This window comes from Vibrio gallicus (assembly GCF_024346875.1).
Taxonomy (GTDB): domain Bacteria; phylum Pseudomonadota; class Gammaproteobacteria; order Enterobacterales; family Vibrionaceae; genus Vibrio; species Vibrio gallicus.
Window position 1 is genome coordinate 411,674 of record NZ_AP024872.1, and the last position, 23,833, is coordinate 435,506.

The following is a 23,833-nucleotide window of genomic DNA, read 5'->3' on the forward strand; positions in this document are numbered from 1 at the left end:
TGTTTTATTCAACTTGATTCATTGACTATAAACATACAACCAGAAGGAGATGTTTATGGTTCATCAAGGGATAAAGTGCGTAATATTCGACTGTGAAGGCACGCTAGTTGATAGCGAAAGGCTTTGCTGTCAGGCGTTGGTTAACACCTTTGCTCAATTCGATGTAAAAATTAGTATGGAAGAAGCGCTAAGGCACTTTGACGGCGGAAAACTGTCAGAAATCTTGCTGCAAACCTGCTTTAGGCGCCACCTCGCCGTCGATATCGATGAGTTAGAGCCACTGTATCGAGAAGAAGCTCGAATATTGTATGAACAACATCTGCAGCCTATGGTGTATGCCAAAGATGTACTAGATGAATTGAAAAGGCGTGATATTGAGGTTTGTGTCATGTCAAATAGCCCTCGGGCACGCATTGAAGCGCAGCTGACGTTTACTGAATTAGATAGCTATTTTAAAGGGCGTATTTTCTCAGCTTTTGACGCTAATAGCTGGAAGCCAGAGCCCGATTTAGTGCAATTTGCTGCCATGAGTATGGGGTTTTTACCCAGTGAATGCTTATGTATCGATGATACCAGTAAGGGCATCCAAGCTGGTGTAAGTGCTAATGTTCACACTGTGCATTTTAAGCCCAACGCTATCTCTCCTCAGATCTATTTCGATAATGTCTCTGAAATTAATGACTTGCGTGACATATTAAAAATGCTTGAACCAAATTCTGACCTATCTAACTCTGATTACTCTAAACAAACCAGCCTTGTATAATCTCTATATATAGCGCCCTTCAATGGAAAATGACGTTGCCGATATACATAAGGCGACGTCATTTAATTGTCATTCCCTCCAATACTACAAATTCTGTGCTAACCATGTCTTAAATTGAGATTGGGTGAGCGCACCGCTAATTGAAGCGATCTCTTTACCTTGCTTGAATATTTTCAGGGTAGGAATGCTGCGAATGGCAAATTGTGCACTAAGGTTACTGTGAGCTTCGGTATCTAGCTTTACAAAACGTAGTGGCGCATCGAAATTGTGCGCTGTTTGTGAAAATGTAGGTGCAAAACTCATACACGGACCACACCAACTTGCCCAAAAATCAACCACCACTGGAATGCTACCTTGAATCAGTGGGTTGAAGTTGTCTTGGGTTCCTTCGATGACTGCACGGTCGAGTACTGCCGATTTACATTTTCCGCATATGGGAGATTGTTCAATCTTAGAGGTGGGAATGCGATTAAGGGCTGAGCAATGAGGGCATCGACTCACAAAATTGGACATGATTTTTCCTTGTTGAGACTGGACTTAGAGCCCGCTAAATAAGTTTGTGTTATGTTGTTTTAATATGATAACAAATCTGTAGCAAGAGGAAACATGGCTAATACATATGCTGAGATCACGGGATGGGGAAAATGTCTTCCATCAGCGAGTTTGTCAAACGCCGACTTAAGTACATTTTTAGATACGTCGGATGAATGGATTCAGTCAAGAACTGGGATCGCCCAGCGTAGGATAAGTCACGTCGATACCTCTGATTTAGCCACCGTTGCTGCGGGCCAAGCAGTGGCTTGCGCGGGAATTAGTGCGCAAGATCTAGACCTTATTATCGTTGCTACCTGTTCACCTGATACCTTGATCCCAAATATTGCATCAAAGGTGCAAAATAACTTAGGAGCTATTAAAGCGGCGGCGTTTGATCTCAATGCGGCATGTACCGGGTTTGTGTATGGTCTGGAAACGGCTACCCGTATGCTTCAAGCGGGAAATTACCAACATGCGTTAGTAATCGGCGCGGAGCATTTGAGCTTTTTTATTGATTGGACTCAGCGTGATACAGCGGTGTTATTTGGTGATGGTGCTGGCGCGGTTGTGCTTAGCGCAACCGAAAAACGGGTTGGATTACTGGAAAGTAAACTGGGGTGTGATTCAGCTGCGCGTGACATTCTTGCTGTTCCAGCTTTCGGTACTGCGATGGACCGATTTGCAGTAGATAACGGCTATTTTGAGTTTGATTTTGTAGGTAGAGAGATTTTTAAGCGCGCAGTAAAAGGGATGGGGGCTGCAGCTCATCATGTCTTGACTGAAGCTCAGCTCACCAAATCCGATATAGACTTGGTCGTTCCACATCAAGCCAACGTTCGCATTATTCAAACTCTATGCGATGTTGCAGGTATTGAGCAAAGTAAGGCGTTTGTGAATATCAAAAATTATGGTAATACCTCCGCTGCCACTGTGCCAATTGCATTGTGCGAAGCAGTAGAGCAAGGAAGAATAAAGCCGGGCTTTGATATTCTTACTGCAGCATTTGGGGCCGGTTTAACTTGGGGTGCAGGGCATATTAAATGGGGCGATAGGGTGACACCACTTGGTGCGAGCGATATTGAGCTTGCACCGTGTGATCAAAGTGCATTACAGCTGTTAGAAAAAGCGATAGATCATTGTAAGAATAAGCCGTTGTAAATCTAGGCTGTATTACACTCTAGCCACGGTTTTACCTGTGGTTAGAGTGTATAGCGCTAAATGATTACGCTTTGGCAAACGTATAGGTGCGATAACCACCAATTAGGTTACGTGCCTTATACCCGTTATTAACCAGTTGACGATAGGCTACGTTACCGCGTAACCCTACCTGACAATAAATGATGATTTCTTTGTCTATTGGCAACTCATTGATACGATTACGTAATTCATCAACAGGGATATTAATAGCGCCTTCAATAAAGCCTACATTTTGCAATTCATTTGGATTACGTACATCGAGTAATAATTGATTGTCAGTTAGGTTGTCAATCTCATCAAAGTGGATTGGCATTGCTTCACCATTAACAATGTTATTGGCAACAAATGCTGCCTGATTAATGACATCTTTCGCACTACCATATGGTGGCGCATAGGTTAGCTCTAAGTGTTGTAGCTGGTCTATGGTCATTCCTGCACGCTGAGCAACAGCAAGCACATCGATTCGCTTATCAACACCATCTTTACCTGCTGCTTGTGCACCTAAGATCTTACCCGTTTCTGGGCTAAACAGAAGTTTTAAAGACACGATTTCAGATCCCGGGTAATAGCTCGCATGACTGGCTGTGTGTACGTACACTTTTTGGTAAGAGATACCCTCACGCTCGAGTGATTTCTCATTTTTACCTACAGATGCGACAGCTAAATCGAAGATCTTAACAATAGCGGTACCTTGGGTGCCTTGATAAGTCTGCTCACCACCAAACATATTGTTAGCCGCCATGCGTCCCTGACGATTTGCAGGGCCTGCCAGTGGAACGAAGCCAGGTTTGCCGGTTACAAAATCCGCATCTTCAACCGCGTCTCCCACCGCGTAGATATACGGATCACTGGTTTGCATTGCGTCGTTAGTATATATGCCACCAAAATCGCCAAGTTGTAGGCCTGCTTCCTTAGCCAATGTGGACTCAGGACGAACGCCAATTGCCATGATAAGGATGTCAGTGTTGAGCGTTTCACCATTATTAAGAGTGAGCTCTAATTCACCTTGCAGGTGTTGATGTTCACTAGATTCCCCAGCGTTCTTATCAGCTACATGCTGGTTTGGTAAATAGCTGACAGCCTCGAGCGCGGTCCCTAGGCGTAGATCCACATCATGCGCTTTGATCTCAGCATGCGCAAACCCTGCCATTTCTCTATCAACAGCCGTCATAACTTGATCAGCCATCTCAATTAAGGTGGTTTTTATGCCAAGCTGATGAAAGGCTTCCATCATTTCTAGGCCAATGAACCCGCCACCAACAACTGTGGCATGCTCTGGTTTGTTGATTTGAATGGTTTGCAGAATACGATCCATATCAGGGATGTTACGAAGGGTATGGGTGAGAGGGTTGTCAATCCCATCAATTGGAGGAACGAATGGCGCCGCGCCAGGGCTTAACAATAGAAAATCATAAGACTCAACGTATTCAGTCCCATCGATTACGTTTTTAACGGTAACTGTTTTGTTTTGACGGTCTATTTCTATCACTTCATTCATTACGCGAACATCGACGTTAAAGCGTGCTAGAAAGCTTTGTGGAGTTTGCAGTAATAGCTTTGAACGATCTTGGATATCTCCACCGATATGATAAGGCAATCCGCAGTTCGCAAATGAAACGAAGCTACCGCGTTCAAACATAATAATCTCAGCGTCTTCACTTAGGCGGCGTGCACGAGCTGCTGCGGATGCTCCACCGGCTACTCCACCAACAATAATTATCTTAGTCATTTCAAGTTCTCCACATCGGCCATTGTGACCGTTAAGTGCTTTATAATTAGTAAATGCTAAATTAACTTAACCTATATTGCAATAACCTTAATTAGAATTGACTAATATTTAAAGCTGGGTTAATTTTGTGCCTAGGATTTGCCAATGGGATATGTAATTGAATATAGAGATAAACAGCACTGATGATGCCGATATCGGTTTATCGGAAATGACCGCTAAAGCGATGCAAGTCGCGACAACGCTAAAGGTATTATCTCACCACGAACGCTTGTTAGTGCTATGTCAGTTGATTGAAGGTGAGAAGGGGGTAACTGAGCTATTGAAGCATTCAACGCTGCATCAGTCGGCGCTTTCACAACACCTAAAGGTATTACGTGACAATCAATTGGTTGCGGTTCGCAAAGAGGCGCAACAGGTATTTTATTCTTTGAAAGATCCTCGAATCAGACAGTTGATCGAGAGTCTTTACAATATTTATTGTGTTTAGGAGCTGAGCATGGCTTTTTCGATTCCGTGGGATTCGCTGTTAGGCGGCATGTTGTTGGGTGTCTCTGCCAGTCTACTGTTATTGTTCAACGGCAAGATAGCCGGTATCAGTGGGATAGTGTCTGGCATTATTTCTAGTGTGAAAGATGAACGGATATGGCGCGGCTTGTTTGTCGTCGGAATGGTGTTAGGCGGATTATCTGGGGTAGTGGTGTTTGGCGCTGATATCCCTAAAAACTACGATACTAACTTAGCCATGTTGCTTGTGGCTGGGTTGTTGGTTGGTCTGGGCACCACTCTTGGTAATGGCTGCACTTCTGGGCATGGCATCTGTGGTATAGGTCGATTCTCAATACGCTCTATCGTTGCTACATGCGTGTTTATGCTGGTGGCGGGCGTAACCGTATATCTTCGATTACATGTGGTGGGATAGGTTATGTTTAAAATTATTGCGTTAATTGCAGGCGTGTTGTTTGGCTTAGGAATGGCTATCTCGGGAATGGCATCACCGCAAAAGGTCATCGGGTTTCTTGATGTTGCAGGACAATGGGATCCAAGCTTGGCCTTTGTTATGGGTGGCGCGCTGCTGGTATTTGCACCTGTCTATCATTTAGTGATAAAAAGGCGTAGCCAACCTATATTGCATCCACAATTCTCAACGCCTAAAAATAGCGTTATAGATAAGCGACTATTATTAGGAGCCAGCCTGTTTGGTATTGGTTGGGGGTTGGCTGGTATTTGTCCTGGGCCTGTGGTGTCATCTTTGGCGATAAATCACAGTGGAGCGTGGTTATTTTTGATGACTATGTTGATGGGTATGATGTTAGGACGGCGAATAACGGCTAAATAGTACCGACCAAAACTGAATCTGTTTGATAGAAAGGGCTCTGCTTTAAATAGTAGAGCCCTTTTTTATTAATATAGGGTTGCCCGTAATGGGCAATGGTCACTGAGTTGATACTGAAGCACATCGCGTTTTTGATAGTTGACTTGTGCGGTATTGCGAGTCGCTAGTCCTTTACTGACAATAATATGGTCAATCAGAGAGCGAAACCTATGAGTATGGTTCGGGTTTTTATCGGAGCGTATTTCACAGGTAGCCTTGGTGTTAACTGTTGCGAGAGCGGGTGAGCTGTTGCTGGCTATCAGGTTCCATAGCCAGTCATTTGGGTAAGCTAGATTGTGGTTAAAGTCTCCCATGATGATATAGGGTTGCCGCTTTAGTTCACGCTGCGTTATCCATAGATTGACCTGTTTTGCTTGTTTCTCCAGTATTGCGCACGAGCGAGTACTTCGTTTCTTGGCTTGGCATCCCGCTTTTAAATGTACAGACAATAGGTGTATTGACTCCTTGCTTGGTTGATGCAGCTCTATATAGGTGGCAAATCGCAGTTTGCCGTTGGGACTGGTATTAAGGTTGAGATCGGCATGATTGATGATGCGCCATGTATTACGTACCGCGAAACCTGTGTATTGATTGATGTCGCTAAACTGATGCCGATGATATTTAGTTAGGCTGCGTTCAGATAACACGATGCGATAGTTATCCCCCATGACTTTGGAAATAGCTTGTTTAGAATCGACCTCTTGAAATGCGAGTACATCAACAGAGAGTTGATCGGCATATTGCTGCAATGTTTGCCAATCTTGAGAGCTGCGTATACTTTGAGAAAATTGTGGATAAGGCTCCTTTGTAAGCCATGCAATGTTCCACGTTGCGATGCGTAATTGTTGGCTATATGCAACGGGTGACCCAAATATAATGCATAGTATTATTACTCTAAATGCAAGGTGTTTTTTTGCAATAAATCCCTTCAATTTTCTAATTCCTTCTACATTGCCCATGACAAAGGCGCTTCGAAAAAAGCAACCTCTTTAAAAAAAAATTCACTATTTTTTTTGTTTTTAAGATGGCTCATAGTATGCAAAAAATATTGGTTAGTAAGAGACCCAGTCTAAACGTTTATTGATCTAGATCAAATACATGATTGGGTGCTTTTCGTTTAATACGCCCACAAGATGTAGTGTGTAATCGTAATTTATATACCCTATATAGTGTATCTGTGAATATGCTGTGGGTAAGGAGAAAATGTGAATCCAGTTGTGCAAAAAAGAGATGGCTCTCTTGCTCCGTTTACTTTAGACCGTATCGTAGCAGCAGTAGAAAGCGCCGCGGCTCAAATCAACCTCAATGCATCAGAGTATGCAGTAACTGTAGCAAAGTCGGTTGAGGCTCAGCTGGAAGGGTGTAAAGAGGTCGATATACAACAGATCCAAACACTCGTTGAGAATGAACTGATGCAAGGTCCGTTAAAAGGGCTGGCTCGCTCTTATATTGAATACCGCCATGACCGTGATAGTGCACGTGAAAAGAAAAGCGCACTAAACCAAGAGATCCAAGGTTTGATCGAACAATCTAATGCGGATCTTCTCAATGAAAACGCAAATAAAGATGGCAAGGTTATTCCGACTCAGCGTGATTTATTGGCCGGTATTGTCGCTAAGCACTACGCGAAAACGCACATTCTTCCTCGTGATATTGTACAGGCACATGATCAAGGTGATATTCACTATCATGACCTGGATTACGCACCGTTTTTCCCAATGTTTAACTGCATGTTGATTGACCTTAAAGGCATGTTGACCCATGGCTTTAAAATGGGTAATGCGGAGATCGATACACCGAAATCTATCTCTACGGCGACAGCGGTTACAGCACAAATTATTGCACAGGTTGCGAGTCATATTTATGGCGGTACAACCATCAACCGCATTGATGAAATACTAGAACCTTACGTGATCTCAAGCTACGAGAAACATCTTAAGGTTGCTCAAGAGTGGGATATCCACGCTCCCGAAGCATTTGCTCGCTCTCGTACTGAAAAAGAGTGCTATGACGCATTCCAATCTTTAGAGTATGAAGTCAACACGCTACATACCGCAAATGGCCAAACTCCGTTTGTGACATTTGGATTTGGTTTAGGTGACTCTTGGGCATCAAAGCTTATTCAAGAGTCTATTTTACGTAATCGTATTGCAGGCCTTGGTAAAAACCGTAAAACAGCAGTATTTCCAAAGCTGGTATTCGCTATCAAAGATGGCTTAAACCACAAGAAATCTGATCCAAACTACGATATCAAACAACTGGCATTAGAATGCGCATCTAAGCGTATGTACCCAGATATCTTAAACTACGACAAAGTTGTCGAGGTGACGGGTTCATTCAAAACGCCAATGGGTTGCCGCAGCTTCCTAAATGTTTATGAAGAAAATGGTGAGATGATACATGACGGGCGTAATAACCTGGGTGTTGTTAGCCTGAACTTGCCACGTATCGCACTACAAGCAAAAGGCGATATTGCACGTTTCTATGAAATTTTGGATCAACGCCTTGTTACGGCTCGCCGTGCACTTGAAACCCGTATTGAGCGCCTAGAAAACGTGAAAGCGCGTGTTGCACCTATCCTATATATGGAAGGGGCATGTGGTGTTCGTTTACAACCTGATGATTCAGTTTCCGAAATATTCAAAAATGGCCGTGCATCAATTTCATTGGGCTATATCGGTATTCATGAAGCAATCAATGCGCTATTTGGTACTAGTGAGCATGTTTACGATGCCCCTGAGCTTCGTGAAAAAGCACTAGAAATGATCGCGTACCTGAAATCAAATGTTGATCAATGGACAGATGAAACAGGGTATGGCTTTAGCCTCTATGGCACACCAAGCGAAAATCTATGCAGTCGTTTCGCACGCATCGACACCCAAGAATTTGGCGTCGTAGCCGGAGTTACTGACCGAGGTTATTACACCAACAGCTTCCACCTAGATGTTGAGAAGAAAGTAAACCCGTACGATAAGATTGATTTTGAAAAACCTTATCCACACATTTCAAGTGGCGGTTTTATCTGTTATGGCGAATTTCCTAACATGCAGCGCAACGTAGAAGCCCTAGAAAATGTTTGGGATTACTCCTACGCTCACGTTCCATACTATGGCACTAATACACCGATAGATGAGTGTTATGAATGTGGATACACGGGTGAGTTTGATTGTACAAGTAAGGGCTTTACTTGCCCAAATTGTGGCAATCATGATTCAACCAAGGTTTCAGTTACCCGTCGCGTATGTGGGTACTTGGGAAGCCCTGACGCTCGACCATTTAACTTTGGTAAGCAAGAAGAAGTTAAACGCCGCGTTAAGCACCTTTAATTCACCCCTTAAATAGGGAAGAGAGAGCACTGATGAATATCCATCAATACTACCCAATAGACGTTGTTAATGGGCCAGGTACGCGCTGTACTTTGTTTGTGTCAGGTTGTATTCATCAGTGTCGTGGTTGTTACAATCAATCTACTTGGTCACCAAGCTCTGGAGTACAGTTCACTCCAGAGATGGAAGAGCAGATCATCAATGATCTAAAAGACACGCGAATTAAGAGAAGAGGGCTTTCTCTATCTGGTGGCGATCCTTTACTACCTGCTAACGTTGCTGCGGTCTTGCATTTGGTACAACGGGTCAAGCGTGAATGTCCAGATAAAGATATCTGGATGTGGACCGGTTACCTACTCGGTGAATTGAGCGATGCACAACGTCAAGTAGTTGATTATGTTGATACCTTAATTGATGGAAAGTTTGAACAAGAGCAAGCGAGCGCGATGTTAGAATGGCGTGGCAGTGCAAACCAAGTCATACATTATTTTAAAAAAAATGAGCTGTAATAGGCCACCCATTTAGCTCAGTTATTTAATGTGCCTAAAAATTACGCGAAACCTCAATTGCTCTTAGTTATTTATTTAGATTTTGTCTCGCAAGTGATAACGTGAACTTAATTAAATGGATTTCAAAGGGCAGTTTTCATGTTTAGCCATCTACCTTCCCCACAACAGGACCCGATCCTGTCATTGTCAGCCGCTTATCGTAAAGATACACGAGATAACAAAGTAGACCTTGGTATCGGGGTGTACAAAAACAGTGACGGTGTCACTCCTGTCATGCGTGCTGTTATTGCCGCACAACAAAAAATGCTCGATGCCCAAACTACTAAAGCGTATGTCGGTATGGCGGGGGACGAAGAATTCAACCTGCAAGCATTGCGTCTGCTTACTCAAGATCAGTCGGTAATCGAACGAGCATCATCAATACAGACCCCAGGCGCGAGTGGTGGTCTACGTATGCTGGCAGAGATTATCGCGTTTTCTCAACCGGGCTCGACGGTTTGGCTTAGTAATCCTAGCTATGTGAATCATCAACCAGTGATGGAAGCGGCGGGTTTGAAGGTCAAGCATTATCAATATTTTGATGCAAAAACCAAACAAGTTGACCTAAATGCCATGTTAAGCGACTTAAAAGGTGCGGGTAGACAAGATATCGTGTTACTGCATGGATGTTGCCATAACCCAACCGGTGCAGATTTAAGCGTTGAGGGATGGAAAGCGGTAACGGAACTGGCACAGCACAACGGTTTTACCCCGTTTATTGATATCGCATATCAAGGATTTGGTAATGGGCTTGAGCAAGATGCGTTCGGTGTACAGTATATGTCAGCTAATCTTCCAGAGATGTTGGTAACAAGTTCTTGCTCTAAAAACTTTGGTCTTTATCGTGAAAGAACTGGTAGCGCGATTATCATCGGTGAAAATATCACTCACGCAAATAACGCTCGTGGCAAGCTTATGCAGTTAGCTCGATCAACTTACACTATGCCACCTGCGCATGGAGCGTCTATAGTTAAAACTATATTACTCGACAACGACTTAACCGCAGATTGGAAGAGTGAGCTTGAAGAGATGCGCCTACGTTTGCGTGCTCTTCGAACGGGTCTTTGCCAAGAGATTAAGCAACGTAGTGGTAGTGATGAGTTTGAGTTTATTAAGCAACATCAAGGTATGTTCAGCGTGCTTGGTTTTAGCGCAGAACAGATGGTTAAACTTCGTGAGCAGTATGCGATTTATGGCGTTGATGATGGGCGTATTAATATTGCAGGACTGCGCGAGCAAGACCTTGCGAATGTAGCTCAAGCAATTATTGACGTTAAATCTTAGATAATTACCAGGTGGATGAATGAAATATTGGAAGTCTTTAGCAATTGCGATAGCAGGTGTTATGTTGGGTGCATGTTCGAGCGCACCGACTACAAGTCAAGATAATGGTGCCACAAGCACACCAAGCTTTGAGCAAGAAACTGAAGAAAGCGTCGAAGTCGTTGACGAAGTGAAAGAGCCAGAAGTAAAAAAAGAGCCAGTTGAGGCGGTAAAAGTGCCGCTACCTTCCAAAACTAAGGACGGTAAGCTAATTCTAGGCGAGAAAGAATGGGTTTATTTCCCTAAGTCTAATCGTCATGTGCGAGCGCGAATTGACTCTGGCGCGACGACATCATCGCTGTCCGCTGTCGACGTCAAAGAGTTTGAACGAGATGGTAAAAAGTGGGTTAAGTTTAAGCCGGCTTTCAATAATAAGGTTGGTAAAGAATTAAGCCTGCCAGTAGAGCGCTGGGCGAAGATCAAGCAATCTAGTACTGACTCGGCAGATAAGCGAGCTGTGGTCTCAGTTTGGATCCAACTAGGCGATTTAAAAGAAAAAACCGAGTTTACGCTGGTGGATCGATCTCATTTGAGTTATCCGGTTTTGCTAGGACGCAGCTTTGTTCGTGATGTCGCTATCGTAGATGTTAGCCGCAAATATGTTCAACCAAAAGTTACGAAATAACGCACTTTTTAACTTAAGTGCATTTGGACACCATTCATTATGTATCGATTTATAACGCTATTTTTAGCTATCTGTTTTAGCTCACTGACCTACGCTAAACCGGTTGTTTATATATATGCCGCTTCCTCTATGACCGAAGCGGTAACACAAGTAACCAAGCACTTTGAAGACTCAAATATCGAAGTTAAAGCGGTGTTTGGTAGCTCGTCTTCTTTAGCGCGTCAAATAGAGCATAAGGCGCCAGCGGATATCTATATTTCTGCAAATACACTGTGGATGGATTATGTTGAACAGGCATTATCTCCAAAACAGAAAGGGTTTAATTTTGCCTCTAACGGCTTGGTGCTTACGATTCCTAATTCGAGTCATGCCAAACCGATTGCTTTGAGTAATGCTTCAGACTGGGCTGGGCTATTGGGTAAACAGCGTTTAGCTATTGGTGAACCCAATACGGTACCAGTTGGGATCTACGCAAAAGAAACCCTAGAAAAACTCAAGGTATGGGACCAAATTAAAGAGCAACTAGCACCGATGAAGAACACCCGTGCCACACTTGCCATGGTTGAGCGTGGTGAGGTTCCTGCGGGGATTGTTTACCATACCGACGCAATTCAATCGTCAAAGGTGAAGGTTCTTCAAGTTATTCCAAGCCAGTTCCATGAACCAATTAATTATCCAATTATTCAACTTTCCGATAAGCCTGAAGTTACGAAGGTTTATAACTATTTCTTGGGTGAAGAAATGAAAAGCAAGCTAAAAGAGCTTGGCTTTACGACGATTAATTAAGACATACCATGGTGCTAACCGATTATGAATTAGCGGCATTACTTCTTAGCCTTAAGATAGCCCTAATCGCTTCTGTATGCTTATTACCGATAGGAATTGGCTTAGGCTGGTTGTTGGCGCGTAAGGAGTTTTACGGTAAATCGCTACTCGATGGGATTATCCACCTACCGTTGGTATTACCCCCAGTGGTGGTGGGTTATCTATTATTGGTTTTGTTTGGCAGCCAAGGAATATTTGGTCGAGCACTGCAAAATGCATTCGGCATCTCATTTGCGTTTAATTGGCATGGTGCGGTTCTTGCGGCAGCGGTGGTGTCGTTGCCGTTAATGGTGCGGTCGATTCGGTTAGGCATTATGGGGGTTGACCCTAAGTTTGAACAAGCTGCAATGACGCTAGGTGCAAAGCCGTGGAAGGTTTTTGTTACGATAACCTTACCGCTAACTCTTCCGGGGTTAATTTCTGGGTTCCTATTGGCATTTGCTCGCAGTTTAGGTGAGTTTGGAGCCACCATCACCTTTGTTTCCAACATTCCGGGTGAAACCCAAACCATTCCCTTAGCCATGTTTAGTTTTTTAGAGACTCCGGGCGCAGAGTTTCAAGCGATGCGACTGTGTATTCTTGCCATAGTTATTGCATTGAGCTCACTGTTTATTAGTGAACTGCTATCTCGAAAAGCACAACGTAACTTGGGGTATATTTGATGCTGACGGTGAGTTTCAAACACAGCTTTGAAGCCCAAACATTTGATATAAATGCCAATATCCCAGCTAAAGGCGTTACCGCCGTATTTGGGCGCTCTGGTAGTGGTAAAACCACCTTACTCAATGTCATTGCGGGTTTAGTTACACCTGATGAAGGCAGGGTTGCGCTATCAGGAAGGGTGCTATTTGATAGTGCTACGGGGATAACAGTGCCCATCTGGAAGCGAGAGTGCGCAGTTGTTTTTCAAGATTCGAGATTGTTTCCGCATCTGTCTATCAAACAAAACCTAAACTATGGTAGACCTAACACCGTCAATGAGAGTAAATACCAAGAGATTATTAATCTATTAGATATAGAACATCTGGTTGAGGCAAAACCTCATCAGCTGAGCGGCGGCGAAAAGCAGCGAGTTGGTATTGCTCGTGCATTGCTCTCGCAGCCCAAATTACTTTTGATGGATGAACCGTTAGCGAGTTTAGATATTCCTCGTAAGCGTGAGGTATTAAATTATCTACAAAATTTGGCACAACGCATTGATATTCCAGTTATTTATGTCACGCACAGTCTTGAAGAAGTCATGAATCTAGCCGATAACTTGTTATTAGTCGAACAGGGTGAAATAACAGGATTTGGCTCAGTAGAGGATGTTTGGAACGGAGAAAGCTTAGCGCTATGGAAAGGACAGGGTCAGCACAGCTCACTGTTGAACGTTAAGGTATGTGAACCTCACACAGATCACTGCATGCGCAGACTAGAGGTAGCCAATCACAGTCTATGGGTTCCTGATGATGGCTTTAACGGCCTTGTAAACAAGTGTATGCGTTTACGTATCAATGCCAGTGATGTATCTGTGACAACGTCACAAGCGGTGGGGAGCTCTATTCGAAATATATTACCGGTAACGGTGCTATCTATTGCGCAGTTGAGCGAACATTCTGTATTACTGGAGTTAGAACTAGCCGCAGGCGTCTCAATTAAGTCTACGATAACTGTGTGGGCGGCAAGAGAGTTAGATCTGACGCATGGAACAACACTCTACGCTCAAATCAAAGGCGTGAGTTTTACTCAGCAGAATTTGGCATCCCATTAGCCCAAATATGGGCTAATGGGATGATTGAATTTAATCGCGTAGGAATACGCTATTAAATTCACGTTTTAAGATAGGGTCACGGCGAGCTTTTTTCAGCTGTTTAACCATATCTTTTATACAATTAAACAGTACTTGATCGAGCATTTGTGCCTTATAGGCATTGGTTTGTTCTTCATCCATGTTTTCCGGAATGTTTAAGCTTGGAAATTCTTCAAGAAGACCAACACCGGCGAAAGCTTGGCTAACAGATGTTAAGGCGTGGAATTGCTCAAAGCTGTCTACCACGTTTTGCGCACTAGCGGGTAGGTCATCCCATGCTTGGCGAACTTCTTGTTCAGCAGCTTCATGGATAGAAACCACCATTTGATACATTTGTTCTGGGACTTCATCAAACTCGATAACTTGACGCAGTTCTTTCGATACTTCAGCTAAGTCAATGGTTTGGATATCTTGGGTTTCTGACATGATTAATACCTATGTAATGTTCAATAGCCATCGTAAGAAGTCTTACACTAAAGTCAACAATTAGCATGAAAATCGGTGATAAGTGGGCATATATTAAGGATTGAATGGTACGTGAAGGGAATCAATTTTAAATTTAGGTTATTTATTGCGCTTTCCCTTATAGGGGCTAGCAGCTGCGCATATGCAACTGAATTTTACCGCTCTATCTTGGAGGGTAACTTTGCAACGGCGGTGTTATTAAGTGACAGCGACGCATTCTCTTTTGGTTTTCAGGACTTTGATCCGAACCGTTTTGTTGATATTGGTGATGATATTGGCAATGAAGACTCCCTTAATCTGCGTAAAGAATTAGGGGTAACCACGCTACCTTATACCTATCAATTACCCACCTTGACCTTTGTGGATAATTCAAAGTTAGAACACAGCCTGCGGTTTATGTTTTCTTATATGAGGTTGGCGCGTGATGTGAGTCTTAGCCCAGATTTTGAATCGGATAAAGCGATAGACGATATTTATACAACTGGTGTTGAGTACTCGGTAAATCGCCCTTGGCAAAAGTATTGGAATTTGGGTGCAGGTATTGGCACTAACCTGATGTATTTCAAAAATACCTATCATTACAATAACCCGATCACGATCCAGTTCAGAGATGTTTTAGACGGCAATGCATTTAATACCAGTGCTTGGTCACAGACCTTTCAAACCAATGTGAATTTGCATTATAAGCGACCTCAAGATTGGGGGCGCTGGGATGGATTTTCTGAGCTTAACTACTTTTATGGCTATGGATGGGGTGAAGCTAATCAGGGAGATATAGGCAACCCAGAAGGCTTATATTGGATCAACGGCGTTAAGGTGTTTTATGATATTACGCACTGGGGAGGATATGGACAAACGCTGTTCACTAGTGTCCGTCATATAAATCTTAGCTCCGACTTGAAGGTGGCTTTTGGTACGAGTGAGTATTGGGAAGCCAGTGTGGGTTGGTTATTGTCGCCGCCGTTTCTTAAGCAATACGTTGATAACATTGGTATCGGTATTAACTTAAATTATGGTAGCTCTCTTAGTGGGGGCACCATCATATTAATGTTTAACCAAGACTAATATGCATGGCTAGACACACCACTAATTGTAATTTTTCTAGCGTGAAATACGAATTGGCTTCGATTTTATGATGCCATGCCGTTAGAATCTCTCTTTTCTATTATTAACTTCTCGAGTCGTTATGCCTTTGTCCGCAAATTCTGTTGTTGTTCTTGATTTCGAAACCACCGGTCTGTCCCCCAATATGGGAGATCGAGCGATTGAAATTGGGGCGGTGAAGCTTGTCGACGGTGAGGTGGTAGATACATTTCAACAACTTATGAATCCAGGCTTTCGTGTCAGCACATTTATCGAGGGATATACTGGTATCTCAAACCAGATGCTTCGCTCTGCACCAAGTTGTGCTGAGGTAATGCAGCAGTTTGCGACATTTGTCGGGGCAAGCAATTTAGTGGCCCATAATGCGTCTTTTGATAAACGCTTTTTAGATGCGGAATACGCACCTTTGGGCATTGAATATCAAGGGCAGTTCGCGTGCTCTATGTTGATAGCGCGCCGTTTATATCAAGATGCGCCAACCCATAAACTTGGGGACTTGGTTCGGTATAAGAATATTGAGCATGATGGAGTGTTTCACCGCGCGCTAGCCGATTCTGAGATGACGGCCAAACTATGGCTACTCATGCTGCAAGACTTACAAGGGAAGGGCGTCATTGAGCCAGATTTTTCATTTATGAAAAAAGTATCGAAAACGAGCAAGAGTGCACTAAATGCATTAATCCGTAAGCAATCAATGGTCATATCATCTAGGCCATAGACCCCAGCCCAATAGCCTATCGGCTGCCCTTTAAAACCAATCCAACTAAATAGCGACTTATCGAAAGTAAGCAGCCTTATTGTCACGTCTTTTTCCTGCGCTGGTTCTGCTCACTTACTTTGTGTGATCGGTATAACGCATCCTTGATCTCATAAATTGTGTAGAAAGTTCAAATATTTATAGTTTGGTCTCGCCTTTAGGTTAGGTATCCCTTAGATTGTGGATATAGATATTTTTGTCGCAAGGAACATATATGGGTTGGCTAAGCCGTCTTTTCACCGGTAAACAACAAAAACCGGCAGTTGAAATCGAACCTTATGAATATAAAGGGTACTTGATCTACGCTGAACCTATTGCTGAAAATGGCCAGTACCGTATTGCAGGCCGCATCGTTTTAAACCAAGGTGAGGCTCAAAAAACACATCGCTTTATTCGTTCAGACCTGTTGATAAGCCAAGGGGATGCGCAAGATCTTATGATCAAAAAAGCTCAGATGTTTATCGATCAAATGGGTGACTCAATCTTCGACTAGAGGCGTAGGCATCTGGTTAGACCTTACTTTGTTATATTTTTGTTGTTATTTAAATTGCCGATGTGCAGTATTAAATACAAAGCAAGCGTAGCGCTTGCACAGTGGAATATTGTGATTTGTATACAAGGAGTATGCGTTAATGATTATCGGTGTACCTAGAGAAGTACTCGATGGAGAAACCCGTGTCGCTGCGTCACCTAAATCAGTTGAGCAGCTAATTAAACTCGGTTTTGAAGTTAAAGTAGAATGCAGCGCTGGAGCGTTAGCCAGTTTTGATGACTCAGCTTATATAACATCTGGTGCGAGTATTGCCGCGCTAGATGAGATCTGGCAATCGGATCTGATATTTAAAGTCAACGCACCAACAGACGCTGAGATTGAAATGATAAAAGAGGGCGCGTCTCTCATTAGTTTCATTTGGCCAGCGCAAAATCCACAGTTGATGGAAAAGCTGTCTAGCAAAAACATCAATGTGATGGCAATGGATGCAGTGCCTAGAATTTCACGTGCGCAAGCATTAGATGCATTGAGTTCAATGGCCAACATCGCCGGTTATCGCGCCGTGGTTGAAGCCGCACATGAGTTTGGACGCTTCTTCACCGGACAAATAACGGCAGCCGGAAAAGTGCCGCCAGCTAAGGTATTAGTTGCCGGTGCTGGTGTGGCTGGCCTTGCAGCAATTGGCGCTGCAGGCAGTCTTGGTGCAATTGTTCGTTCGTTTGATGTGAGACCAGAAGTAAAAGAGCAGGTCGAATCTATGGGCGCTGAGTTCTTGGAAGTGGATTTTCAAGAAAACAGTGGCGCTGGTGACGGCTACGCGAAAGAAATGTCAGATGAGTTCAACAAGAAGGCCGAAGCGCTTTACGCTCAACAAGCGACTGACGTTGATATTATTATTACTACCGCGCTTATCCCTGGCCGTCCTGCACCCAAGCTAATTACCAAAGAGATGGTGGATAGCATGAAGTCGGGCAGTGTGATCGTTGATCTTGCTGCAGCTAACGGCGGTAACTGCGCCTACACCGAAGCGGATAAAGTTGTTACTACCGCAAATGGGGTCAAGGTTATTGGTTATACGGACATGGTCGGTCGTCTGCCAACTCAGGCTTCTCAGCTTTATGCGACCAATATCGTCAATCTACTTAAACTGCTTTGCAAAGAGAAAGATGGCAACATCAATATCGATTTTGATGATGTCGTACTACGAGGCGTTACGGTAGTTAAACAAGGTGAAGTAACCTGGCCAGCACCTCCAATTCAAGTATCCGCTCAGCCACAATCTACCCCGAAACCTGCCAAAGAAGTGATTGAGAAGGTAGAAGAACCAACATCACCAATCAAAAAAGTCATTGGGTTGGCGGTCGGTGTTGGCGCCTTTGCTTGGGTCGCATCTGTTGCTCCAGCTGCATTCTTGGCGCATTTCACGGTATTCGTATTGGCCTGTGTAGTGGGTTATTACGTGGTCTGGAATGTAACCCATGCACTGCATACGCCTTTAATGTCAGTAACTAATGCCATCTCTGGCATTATCATCGTTGGCGCATTATTGCAGATTGGACAGGGGCATGGTGTGGTGAATGTTTTAGCATTTATCGCCGTGTTAATTGCGAGTATCAACATCTTTGGTGGCTTTACGGTGACTAAACGTATGTTAGAAATGTTCCGTAAAGACTAAAGGAGTATTCAATGTCTGCAGGATTAGTACAAGCAGCTTACATCGTTGCTGCGGTGTTCTTTATATTGAGTTTAGCGGGGCTTTCAAAGCAAGAAAGCGCACGTAATGGTAACTATTATGGTATTGCTGGTATGGCGATTGCCTTGCTGGCTACCATCTTCGGCCCACATTCAAGCGGGGTTGCTTGGATTCTCTTAGCTATGGTTATTGGTGGCGGAATTGGTATTCATTATGCCAAGAAAGTTGAAATGACTGAAATGCCTGAATTGGTCGCCATCCTACACAGCTTCGTAGGTATGGCTGCGGTGCTAGTCGGGTATAACAGCCTGCTACACGCACCTGTGCTTACCACGCATGCTGAGCATATGATCCATCTAGTTGAAGTCTATTTAGGGGTCTTTATTGGAGCGGTAACCTTTACCGGTTCCATTGTTGCTTTCGGTAAACTGCGTGGGGTGATCTCTTCATCTGCATTAAATCTTCCGCATAAGCATAAGCTTAATCTAGCTGCGATTGTGGTTTCAGGGTTATTGATGAAATGGTATCTAGGTGGCGATGGTGCTCTATTCCCATTGTTCCTGATGACATTGATTGCATTTGCGTTTGGTTGTCACTTGGTCGCGTCAATCGGTGGTGCGGATATGCCAGTGGTTGTATCAATGCTGAACTCATACTCTGGTTGGGCGGCGGCGGCGGCCGGTTTCATGTTGGCGAACGATCTTCTGATTGTGACAGGGGCGCTGGTTGGTTCTTCAGGCGCAATACTGTCGTATATTATGTGTAAAGCAATGAATCGCTCATTTATTAGCGTAATTGCTGGCGGATTTGGACAAGACGTTTCAGCCTCAGGTTCTGATGAAGATTATGGTGAACATCGTGAGTCATCTGCTGAAGAAGTCGCTGAGATGCTTAAGGATTCAAAGTCTGTAATTATTACTCCTGGATACGGCATGGCAGTCGCTCAAGCGCAATATCCAGTGCGTGAAATTACAGAAAAGCTTCGAGCGAAAGGGGTTGAGGTTCGCTTTGGTATTCACCCTGTAGCAGGACGTTTGCCTGGGCATATGAACGTACTACTTGCTGAAGCTAAGGTGCCTTATGATATCGTACTAGAAATGGATGAAATCAATGATGATTTCCCAACAACGGATACAGTGCTAGTCATTGGTGCAAACGATACGGTAAACCCAGCCGCTCTTGACGATCCAAGTAGTCCTATCGCTGGCATGCCAGTCCTAGAAGTGTGGAATGCCAAAAATGTAGTGGTGTTTAAGCGCTCTATGAATCCAGGTTACGCTGGCGTTCAAAACCCACTGTTCTTCAAAGAGAATTCAACGATGTTGTTTGGTGATGCTAAGGCGAGCTGCTCTAGTATTTTAGAGCACCTTTAAGTGAATTAAATGACCAAAAAGGGACTCAATTTGAGTCCCTTTTTTTGAACAGTGCATTCGGTTAAGTTGAAGGGGTGAGATGCTAACCCCGCAACTCGTCTTCGTGTCATTTCTTAGTAAGAATGCCAGTTAATTTTGGTATGCGAGTAAGTTTATAGGTATAGTGAGCACCATTGTTATTTACTATATGTTGCTGTCTTTGCGTTTCTCGTTCGTTACCTTATTTCTTATACTTGTATCGCCAATGTTGCAGGCTAAAACGCTACCTCAACAGTTGGATTTACTGACCAGCATGTTTTCGTTTGATGACGCAAAGCAAATGTATGACATGCAACGAATACAAGTCGATTTCCCAACGGAGCTGATTAGCCCCGATTCGATGCTACCGCAGACCAGTAATTATCCCCTTAAAGATATTCAGTTGCTTTATCGTTTGGAGCAAAAATGTAAGGGTAAGCTGCCGCTGAGTCCCGCAGTAACTGAGCCTTTGGTTTTTACCCGAGCTATCTGTCGTGGTACTCATTTACCACTGAAATGGTTCGCTCGTTCTGATCATATTCATCCCGGTGGTGGCACATACGCATCCCGATACGTGGTTGCGCATCCAGATATGTTTAAGCAGCTGCAACCATTCATGCACATTAGTGAACGTAGCTTGGCTTCACCAGATACATTGCTCGGTCGTTTACAAATAATGAATCGAGATGCTATTACCGCCCTTATTAAAGGCGCACCAATGTTGATACAAGGTGATGAGTTTTGGATTCGAAAGGGTGACAGTTACTTTATTTTTGATAGAGCTAACATAGAGAAAAAGGCCAAAGCTGTCGATCTGACATTTACATTGCGCAATCAGGTGGATGAATGCTTTTTTGAGCGTGGAAATATCTGCTGGAGTCAGAATAGTGACCAAGATTTCATAAAGCCGTTTGCGTACCTATTGGTTGTGATAAACCTGTTACTGATCTCAGGTTGGGCAATCTATCGCTGGAATAGTAAACGACAAGACCTTAGAAGTCGCATGTTAGTACTGCAAATACTGACTCACGAACTGCGTACACCAATCGCTAGTTTGTCTATGACAGTAGAGGGGTTTCGCCGAGAATTTGAGCAACTGCCTGAGTCTGTATACGATGAATTTAGGCGCTTATGTGAAGATTCTATGCGTCTTAGGCAGTTGGCGGAAGCGAGCAAAGATTATCTGCAATCAGATAATCAGGTACTAGCGACTGAATATTTGCCTTCGATTAAAGAGTGGCTTGAATATAAAGTTGAAGAATATAGTGCGCCAGTTCAATTAGTTATTGATTCTGATACCGACGCTAACGTCAATATCTATTGGTTGGGTAACTGTATCGATAATCTGGTAAATAACGCGATTAAGTACGGACAAGCGCCCGTTAGCCTGAGTGTTATGAAGATCAAACAAAATTTAATAATTTCAGTTGAAGACCAAGGCAATTTGCGCTCCAAAGATTGGAAATCACTACGCAAACCATTTGTAAGTGAAGCAGGTCTTGGTTTGGGCTTAACGATTGTTGAGTCTATGGTTAATCGAATGGGGGGACGAATGCACCTTGAAGGCCCGCCAACTAAATTTGTAATGGAGATCCCAAGTGGAACAGACCCTTCTTCTCGTTGAAGATGATAAAAACTTAGCCGATGGTTTATTGGTTAGCTTAGAATTAGCTGGCTATAAATGCTTACATGCGGAATCTATTGCTGAAGCCAACAAGCTTTGGCAACAAGCGGATCTCGTTATCCTAGACCGTCAATTACCCGATGGAGACTCAGCGTCACATATTCATGAATGGAAGGCCCTTAAAGACGTACCTATTATCTTGTTAACAGCATTGGTTACAGTTAAGGATAAAGTGACAGGGTTAGACGCAGGAGCGGATGATTATCTAACCAAACCGTTTGCCGAAGCAGAGCTATTTGCACGTGTTAGGGCTAACCTGCGCTCACTAAATAGTGACGAAGACCAAGACGACTCTAAAGTGATTACACAAAGCCTTGTCATCGATAAAGCTACCCGAGAGGTATCTTATAAAGGTGACGACGTGACATTAACACGCACTGAGTTTGATTTGCTAATGTTTCTAGCTAGCAATTTAGGCAGAGTATTTACTAGAGACGAATTGTTAGACCATGTTTGGGGCTACAATCATTTCCCTACTACCAGAACCGTTGATACCCATGTATTGCAATTACGACAGAAGTTACCTGGCGTCGAAATTGAAACATTGCGTGGTGTTGGCTACAAAATGAAAGCTGAATGAAAATAACATCCCTTGCCTCATTAATTTTGCTACTGCCATTTAGTGCTCCACAAGCTAAATGGTTCGAAGAAAGCAATACTATTGCACAGATGCATAAAAGCCTGCTGCAAGATGACCTAGATGGGATGTTTGAACAGATGGTGCAGGTTTGGCAGCAAGAGTCAGAACAGTACATTCGACCTCATTTAGATGCGTTACTTGAGCAGGCTGTTAGTAAGGATTGTGGTAAAAGCTTGATGACACAAAGCCTGCCAACTTGGTTAACTAGCATAAATATCAGCCGCAATACAACCCAGCGACCTGGTAGAACGTCTCATAAACTGGTAATCACAATAGATAGTCAGTCTAAATTAGACAGTATTGATTTTATCCGATGGCCGGAACGACACATCTCTGCTGAACACCAGATCTTTCAAAAGACTGAAAAAATCTACAATGATGATAGACAGATGCATACAACGCAGAAGGTCTATAACATCCCTCGCCGTTTAGATAGTGGATTGTACCAACTCACTATTAAAGATAATGACGGGGAAAGCTGGAACTCTTGGGTCATTATTGATGCGATAAAGCCGCCACAATCAGTGCGCTGGGAATCTCGAGATAAGTGGGTGGTAGATAAAACCAAATTGCTTAATCGAGCCTGCCCACTGCCAAGGCAAGAAATACAAGTTTCAGAATATAAAGAAGGTAAATACAGTCAGGTGTGGAGTAATAGCTACGAGTCGCCCCGATATCCTACTCATTTACCGAAAAATGCGATTGAAGCAAATCGCTATTTACTGAGCGTCTCCATGGTCAATTCTCGTTGGCAGGGACCGGTAGTAATACAGCAGCAAAACACCATTAGTAAAACCATTGACCTTACAGAAGAGTAGGGTAAAAGAGGATTAACATGTTTGATGATTTACCACCGATAAGCCATGCCGAGCAACAGAAAGCAGTTGAAGAGATCCAACGCTTGATGAGTGAAGGAATGAGTACTGCACAAGCAATTAAGTTAGTAGCAGAACGAATTCGAGCTGAGTATAAAAACAAGCAAGATTAATTCTATGTGAATAGGCGTAACTATTTAATTATCAATAGCTTATTATGTTTTGGTTCGCAATTAAACAAGCGTATATTGGATTCATCTAAGCCTGTGGTCGTTATTTAAAATGACGCTCTTTGTGACCGCGTCACTAGTAATTATTCTGACGATGTATATCGTTTAGGGCTTTAGGGCGTAAATGTACTCAAGAGCCAAAGAATACGAATTAACCAACACAAGTTATAATTATTGATATGCAGTGGATCTGATTTCCGAGCCACTTGTTGGTGTAGAATAGATTTAGAGGTGCTACCTGATGATCCGACCTAAACATGTGTTCCGCGCAGTTTGTTTATGTTGCGGGGTAGCTTTGACTGTATTGGCGCTTGTTGATGGCTATAATGATTTTTTAAAACATTTAGACTCTCAATGGATTTTAGGTGCGGGTGTAATTTTAATTGGAGTTGCAGCTCGTAAGGCGGCAGTAACATTACCAAAATGAACTCATGATTAAGTGTCGGCCTTGGTTCGATACCTAGAATACCTCGGTGCGCATAATGTATATTATGTTAAATTGAATAATATTGTTAATATAGCTCATA

General features: G+C 43.3%; 26 protein-coding genes. 22 read left to right on the forward strand and 4 right to left on the reverse strand.

Going from position 1 to position 23,833, the window contains the following annotated elements; all coding sequences use genetic code 11:
- The first annotated feature begins 55 nt into the window (after positions 1–55).
- On the forward strand, positions 56–763 hold the full coding sequence (locus tag OCU28_RS13475; protein ID WP_261818195.1) for an HAD-IA family hydrolase: 708 nt from the start codon (positions 56–58) through the stop codon (positions 761–763).
- An 84-nt stretch (positions 764–847) separates the two neighbouring features.
- Here the strand turns inward: OCU28_RS13475 and trxC are convergent, their stop codons facing one another.
- Entirely contained in the window at positions 848–1,276 is a 429-nt protein-coding gene (gene trxC, locus OCU28_RS13480; protein WP_261818196.1) for a thioredoxin TrxC, read from the reverse strand.
- Positions 1,277–1,369: 93 nt separating this feature from the next.
- Between trxC and OCU28_RS13485 the strand changes: the two genes are divergently transcribed.
- Positions 1,370–2,455: a ketoacyl-ACP synthase III gene (locus tag OCU28_RS13485; protein WP_261818197.1), complete on the forward strand. Its 1,086-nt coding sequence runs from the start codon at positions 1,370–1,372 to the stop codon at positions 2,453–2,455.
- Positions 2,456–2,519: 64 nt separating this feature from the next.
- Here OCU28_RS13485 and OCU28_RS13490 read toward each other — a convergent pair whose 3' ends face one another.
- Positions 2,520–4,223 (reverse strand): FAD-dependent oxidoreductase, encoded by a 1,704-nt coding sequence (locus tag OCU28_RS13490; RefSeq protein WP_261818198.1) that lies wholly within the window; start codon positions 4,221–4,223, stop codon positions 2,520–2,522.
- 208 nt (positions 4,224–4,431) lie between these two features.
- On the opposite strand from OCU28_RS13490, the gene OCU28_RS13495 reads away from it, so the two are divergent.
- From OCU28_RS13495 to OCU28_RS13505, 3 genes are read left to right on the forward strand one after another with little or no spacing between them, the layout of a single operon-like run.
- Entirely contained in the window at positions 4,432–4,710 is a 279-nt protein-coding gene (locus tag OCU28_RS13495) for an ArsR/SmtB family transcription factor (RefSeq protein WP_261818272.1), read from the forward strand.
- Between the two features lie 9 nt (positions 4,711–4,719).
- Positions 4,720–5,142 carry a YeeE/YedE family protein gene (locus tag OCU28_RS13500; RefSeq protein ID WP_261818199.1) on the forward strand — a complete coding sequence of 141 codons (423 nt, stop codon included), beginning with the start codon at positions 4,720–4,722 and terminating at the stop codon, positions 5,140–5,142.
- A gap of 3 nt (positions 5,143–5,145) precedes the next feature.
- A complete protein-coding gene (locus OCU28_RS13505) occupies positions 5,146–5,559 on the forward strand; it encodes a YeeE/YedE family protein (protein WP_261818200.1) in 414 nt (137 codons plus the stop codon).
- A 65-nt stretch (positions 5,560–5,624) separates the two neighbouring features.
- Here the strand turns inward: OCU28_RS13505 and OCU28_RS13510 are convergent, their stop codons facing one another.
- Positions 5,625–6,527, reverse strand: a complete 903-nt coding sequence (locus OCU28_RS13510) for an endonuclease/exonuclease/phosphatase family protein (RefSeq protein ID WP_261818201.1) — start codon at positions 6,525–6,527, stop codon at positions 5,625–5,627.
- Between the two features lie 273 nt (positions 6,528–6,800).
- On the opposite strand from OCU28_RS13510, the gene nrdD reads away from it, so the two are divergent.
- The 7 genes from nrdD (at position 6,801) to modC (ending at position 13,995) form a co-directional block, all read left to right on the forward strand.
- A complete protein-coding gene (nrdD, locus tag OCU28_RS13515) occupies positions 6,801–8,921 on the forward strand; it encodes an anaerobic ribonucleoside-triphosphate reductase (protein WP_261818202.1) in 2,121 nt (706 codons plus the stop codon).
- A 32-nt stretch (positions 8,922–8,953) separates the two neighbouring features.
- Complete coding sequence (gene nrdG / locus OCU28_RS13520) at positions 8,954–9,430, forward strand: anaerobic ribonucleoside-triphosphate reductase-activating protein (RefSeq protein WP_261818203.1); 477 nt, start codon at positions 8,954–8,956, stop codon at positions 9,428–9,430.
- 138 nt (positions 9,431–9,568) lie between these two features.
- Positions 9,569–10,753, forward strand: coding sequence for an amino acid aminotransferase (locus OCU28_RS13525; protein ID WP_261818204.1), 1,185 nt, complete (start codon positions 9,569–9,571; stop codon positions 10,751–10,753).
- Between the two features lie 19 nt (positions 10,754–10,772).
- The gene (locus OCU28_RS13530) at positions 10,773–11,417 is read left to right on the forward strand and encodes an ATP-dependent zinc protease family protein (protein ID WP_261818205.1); all 645 of its coding nucleotides are present in this window, start codon (positions 10,773–10,775) and stop codon (positions 11,415–11,417) included.
- A 39-nt stretch (positions 11,418–11,456) separates the two neighbouring features.
- Positions 11,457–12,203 carry a molybdate ABC transporter substrate-binding protein gene (gene modA, locus OCU28_RS13535; protein ID WP_261818206.1) on the forward strand — a complete coding sequence of 249 codons (747 nt, stop codon included), beginning with the start codon at positions 11,457–11,459 and terminating at the stop codon, positions 12,201–12,203.
- Positions 12,204–12,211: 8 nt separating this feature from the next.
- Positions 12,212–12,904 carry a molybdate ABC transporter permease subunit gene (gene modB, locus OCU28_RS13540; protein ID WP_261818207.1) on the forward strand — a complete coding sequence of 231 codons (693 nt, stop codon included), beginning with the start codon at positions 12,212–12,214 and terminating at the stop codon, positions 12,902–12,904.
- A complete protein-coding gene (gene modC, locus OCU28_RS13545; RefSeq protein WP_261818208.1) occupies positions 12,904–13,995 on the forward strand; it encodes a molybdenum ABC transporter ATP-binding protein ModC in 1,092 nt (363 codons plus the stop codon). The genes modB and modC overlap by 1 nt, the downstream gene beginning before the upstream one ends.
- Before the next feature lie 30 nt (positions 13,996–14,025).
- On the opposite strand, the gene OCU28_RS13550 is transcribed toward modC, so the two are convergent.
- The gene (locus OCU28_RS13550) at positions 14,026–14,460 is read right to left on the reverse strand and encodes a DUF3069 domain-containing protein (protein WP_261818209.1); all 435 of its coding nucleotides are present in this window, start codon (positions 14,458–14,460) and stop codon (positions 14,026–14,028) included.
- A 111-nt stretch (positions 14,461–14,571) separates the two neighbouring features.
- Between OCU28_RS13550 and OCU28_RS13555 the strand changes: the two genes are divergently transcribed.
- The 10 genes from OCU28_RS13555 (at position 14,572) to OCU28_RS13600 (ending at position 23,733) form a co-directional block, all read left to right on the forward strand.
- Positions 14,572–15,564: a Solitary outer membrane autotransporter beta-barrel domain gene (locus OCU28_RS13555; protein ID WP_261818210.1), complete on the forward strand. Its 993-nt coding sequence runs from the start codon at positions 14,572–14,574 to the stop codon at positions 15,562–15,564.
- Positions 15,565–15,685: 121 nt separating this feature from the next.
- Positions 15,686–16,321: a 3'-5' exonuclease gene (locus OCU28_RS13560; protein WP_261818211.1), complete on the forward strand. Its 636-nt coding sequence runs from the start codon at positions 15,686–15,688 to the stop codon at positions 16,319–16,321.
- 253 nt (positions 16,322–16,574) lie between these two features.
- Entirely contained in the window at positions 16,575–16,853 is a 279-nt protein-coding gene (locus tag OCU28_RS13565; RefSeq protein WP_261818212.1) for an HlyU family transcriptional regulator, read from the forward strand.
- Positions 16,854–16,992: 139 nt separating this feature from the next.
- Positions 16,993–18,528, forward strand: a complete 1,536-nt coding sequence (gene pntA, locus OCU28_RS13570) for a Re/Si-specific NAD(P)(+) transhydrogenase subunit alpha (RefSeq protein WP_261818213.1) — start codon at positions 16,993–16,995, stop codon at positions 18,526–18,528.
- 11 nt (positions 18,529–18,539) lie between these two features.
- On the forward strand, positions 18,540–19,919 hold the full coding sequence (pntB, locus tag OCU28_RS13575; RefSeq protein WP_261818214.1) for a Re/Si-specific NAD(P)(+) transhydrogenase subunit beta: 1,380 nt from the start codon (positions 18,540–18,542) through the stop codon (positions 19,917–19,919).
- Positions 19,920–20,106: 187 nt separating this feature from the next.
- On the forward strand, positions 20,107–21,561 hold the full coding sequence (gene vxrA / locus OCU28_RS13580) for a sensor histidine kinase VxrA (protein WP_390623835.1): 1,455 nt from the start codon (positions 20,107–20,109) through the stop codon (positions 21,559–21,561).
- Complete coding sequence (gene vxrB / locus OCU28_RS13585) at positions 21,536–22,201, forward strand: response regulator transcription factor VxrB (protein WP_261818215.1); 666 nt, start codon at positions 21,536–21,538, stop codon at positions 22,199–22,201. The genes vxrA and vxrB overlap by 26 nt, the downstream gene beginning before the upstream one ends.
- Positions 22,198–23,079, forward strand: coding sequence for a DUF2861 family protein (locus OCU28_RS13590; RefSeq protein ID WP_261818216.1), 882 nt, complete (start codon positions 22,198–22,200; stop codon positions 23,077–23,079). The genes vxrB and OCU28_RS13590 overlap by 4 nt, the downstream gene beginning before the upstream one ends.
- A 17-nt stretch (positions 23,080–23,096) precedes the next feature.
- Positions 23,097–23,249, forward strand: coding sequence for a YoaH family protein (locus OCU28_RS13595; RefSeq protein ID WP_261818217.1), 153 nt, complete (start codon positions 23,097–23,099; stop codon positions 23,247–23,249).
- Positions 23,250–23,547: 298 nt separating this feature from the next.
- Positions 23,548–23,733, forward strand: coding sequence for a hypothetical protein (locus tag OCU28_RS13600; protein ID WP_261818218.1), 186 nt, complete (start codon positions 23,548–23,550; stop codon positions 23,731–23,733).
- The last annotated feature ends 100 nt before the right edge of the window (positions 23,734–23,833 follow it).

Coding starts and splice junctions, on each gene's coding strand:
- OCU28_RS13475 (WP_261818195.1), top strand. CDS start 56: ATGGTTCATCAAGGGATAAAGTGCGTAATATTCGACTGTGAAGGCACG.
- trxC (WP_261818196.1), bottom strand. CDS start 1,276: ATGTCCAATTTTGTGAGTCGATGCCCTCATTGCTCAGCCCTTAATCGC.
- OCU28_RS13485 (WP_261818197.1), top strand. CDS start 1,370: ATGGCTAATACATATGCTGAGATCACGGGATGGGGAAAATGTCTTCCA.
- OCU28_RS13490 (WP_261818198.1), bottom strand. CDS start 4,223: ATGACTAAGATAATTATTGTTGGTGGAGTAGCCGGTGGAGCATCCGCA.
- OCU28_RS13495 (WP_261818272.1), top strand. CDS start 4,432: ATGACCGCTAAAGCGATGCAAGTCGCGACAACGCTAAAGGTATTATCT.
- OCU28_RS13500 (WP_261818199.1), top strand. CDS start 4,720: ATGGCTTTTTCGATTCCGTGGGATTCGCTGTTAGGCGGCATGTTGTTG.
- OCU28_RS13505 (WP_261818200.1), top strand. CDS start 5,146: ATGTTTAAAATTATTGCGTTAATTGCAGGCGTGTTGTTTGGCTTAGGA.
- nrdG (WP_261818203.1), top strand. CDS start 8,954: ATGAATATCCATCAATACTACCCAATAGACGTTGTTAATGGGCCAGGT.
- OCU28_RS13525 (WP_261818204.1), top strand. CDS start 9,569: ATGTTTAGCCATCTACCTTCCCCACAACAGGACCCGATCCTGTCATTG.
- OCU28_RS13530 (WP_261818205.1), top strand. CDS start 10,773: ATGAAATATTGGAAGTCTTTAGCAATTGCGATAGCAGGTGTTATGTTG.
- modA (WP_261818206.1), top strand. CDS start 11,457: ATGTATCGATTTATAACGCTATTTTTAGCTATCTGTTTTAGCTCACTG.
- modB (WP_261818207.1), top strand. CDS start 12,212: ATGGTGCTAACCGATTATGAATTAGCGGCATTACTTCTTAGCCTTAAG.
- modC (WP_261818208.1), top strand. CDS start 12,904: ATGCTGACGGTGAGTTTCAAACACAGCTTTGAAGCCCAAACATTTGAT.
- OCU28_RS13550 (WP_261818209.1), bottom strand. CDS start 14,460: ATGTCAGAAACCCAAGATATCCAAACCATTGACTTAGCTGAAGTATCG.
- OCU28_RS13560 (WP_261818211.1), top strand. CDS start 15,686: ATGCCTTTGTCCGCAAATTCTGTTGTTGTTCTTGATTTCGAAACCACC.
- OCU28_RS13565 (WP_261818212.1), top strand. CDS start 16,575: ATGGGTTGGCTAAGCCGTCTTTTCACCGGTAAACAACAAAAACCGGCA.
- pntA (WP_261818213.1), top strand. CDS start 16,993: ATGATTATCGGTGTACCTAGAGAAGTACTCGATGGAGAAACCCGTGTC.
- pntB (WP_261818214.1), top strand. CDS start 18,540: ATGTCTGCAGGATTAGTACAAGCAGCTTACATCGTTGCTGCGGTGTTC.
- vxrA (WP_390623835.1), top strand. CDS start 20,107: ATGTTGCTGTCTTTGCGTTTCTCGTTCGTTACCTTATTTCTTATACTT.
- OCU28_RS13590 (WP_261818216.1), top strand. CDS start 22,198: ATGAAAATAACATCCCTTGCCTCATTAATTTTGCTACTGCCATTTAGT.
- OCU28_RS13595 (WP_261818217.1), top strand. CDS start 23,097: ATGTTTGATGATTTACCACCGATAAGCCATGCCGAGCAACAGAAAGCA.
- OCU28_RS13600 (WP_261818218.1), top strand. CDS start 23,548: ATGATCCGACCTAAACATGTGTTCCGCGCAGTTTGTTTATGTTGCGGG.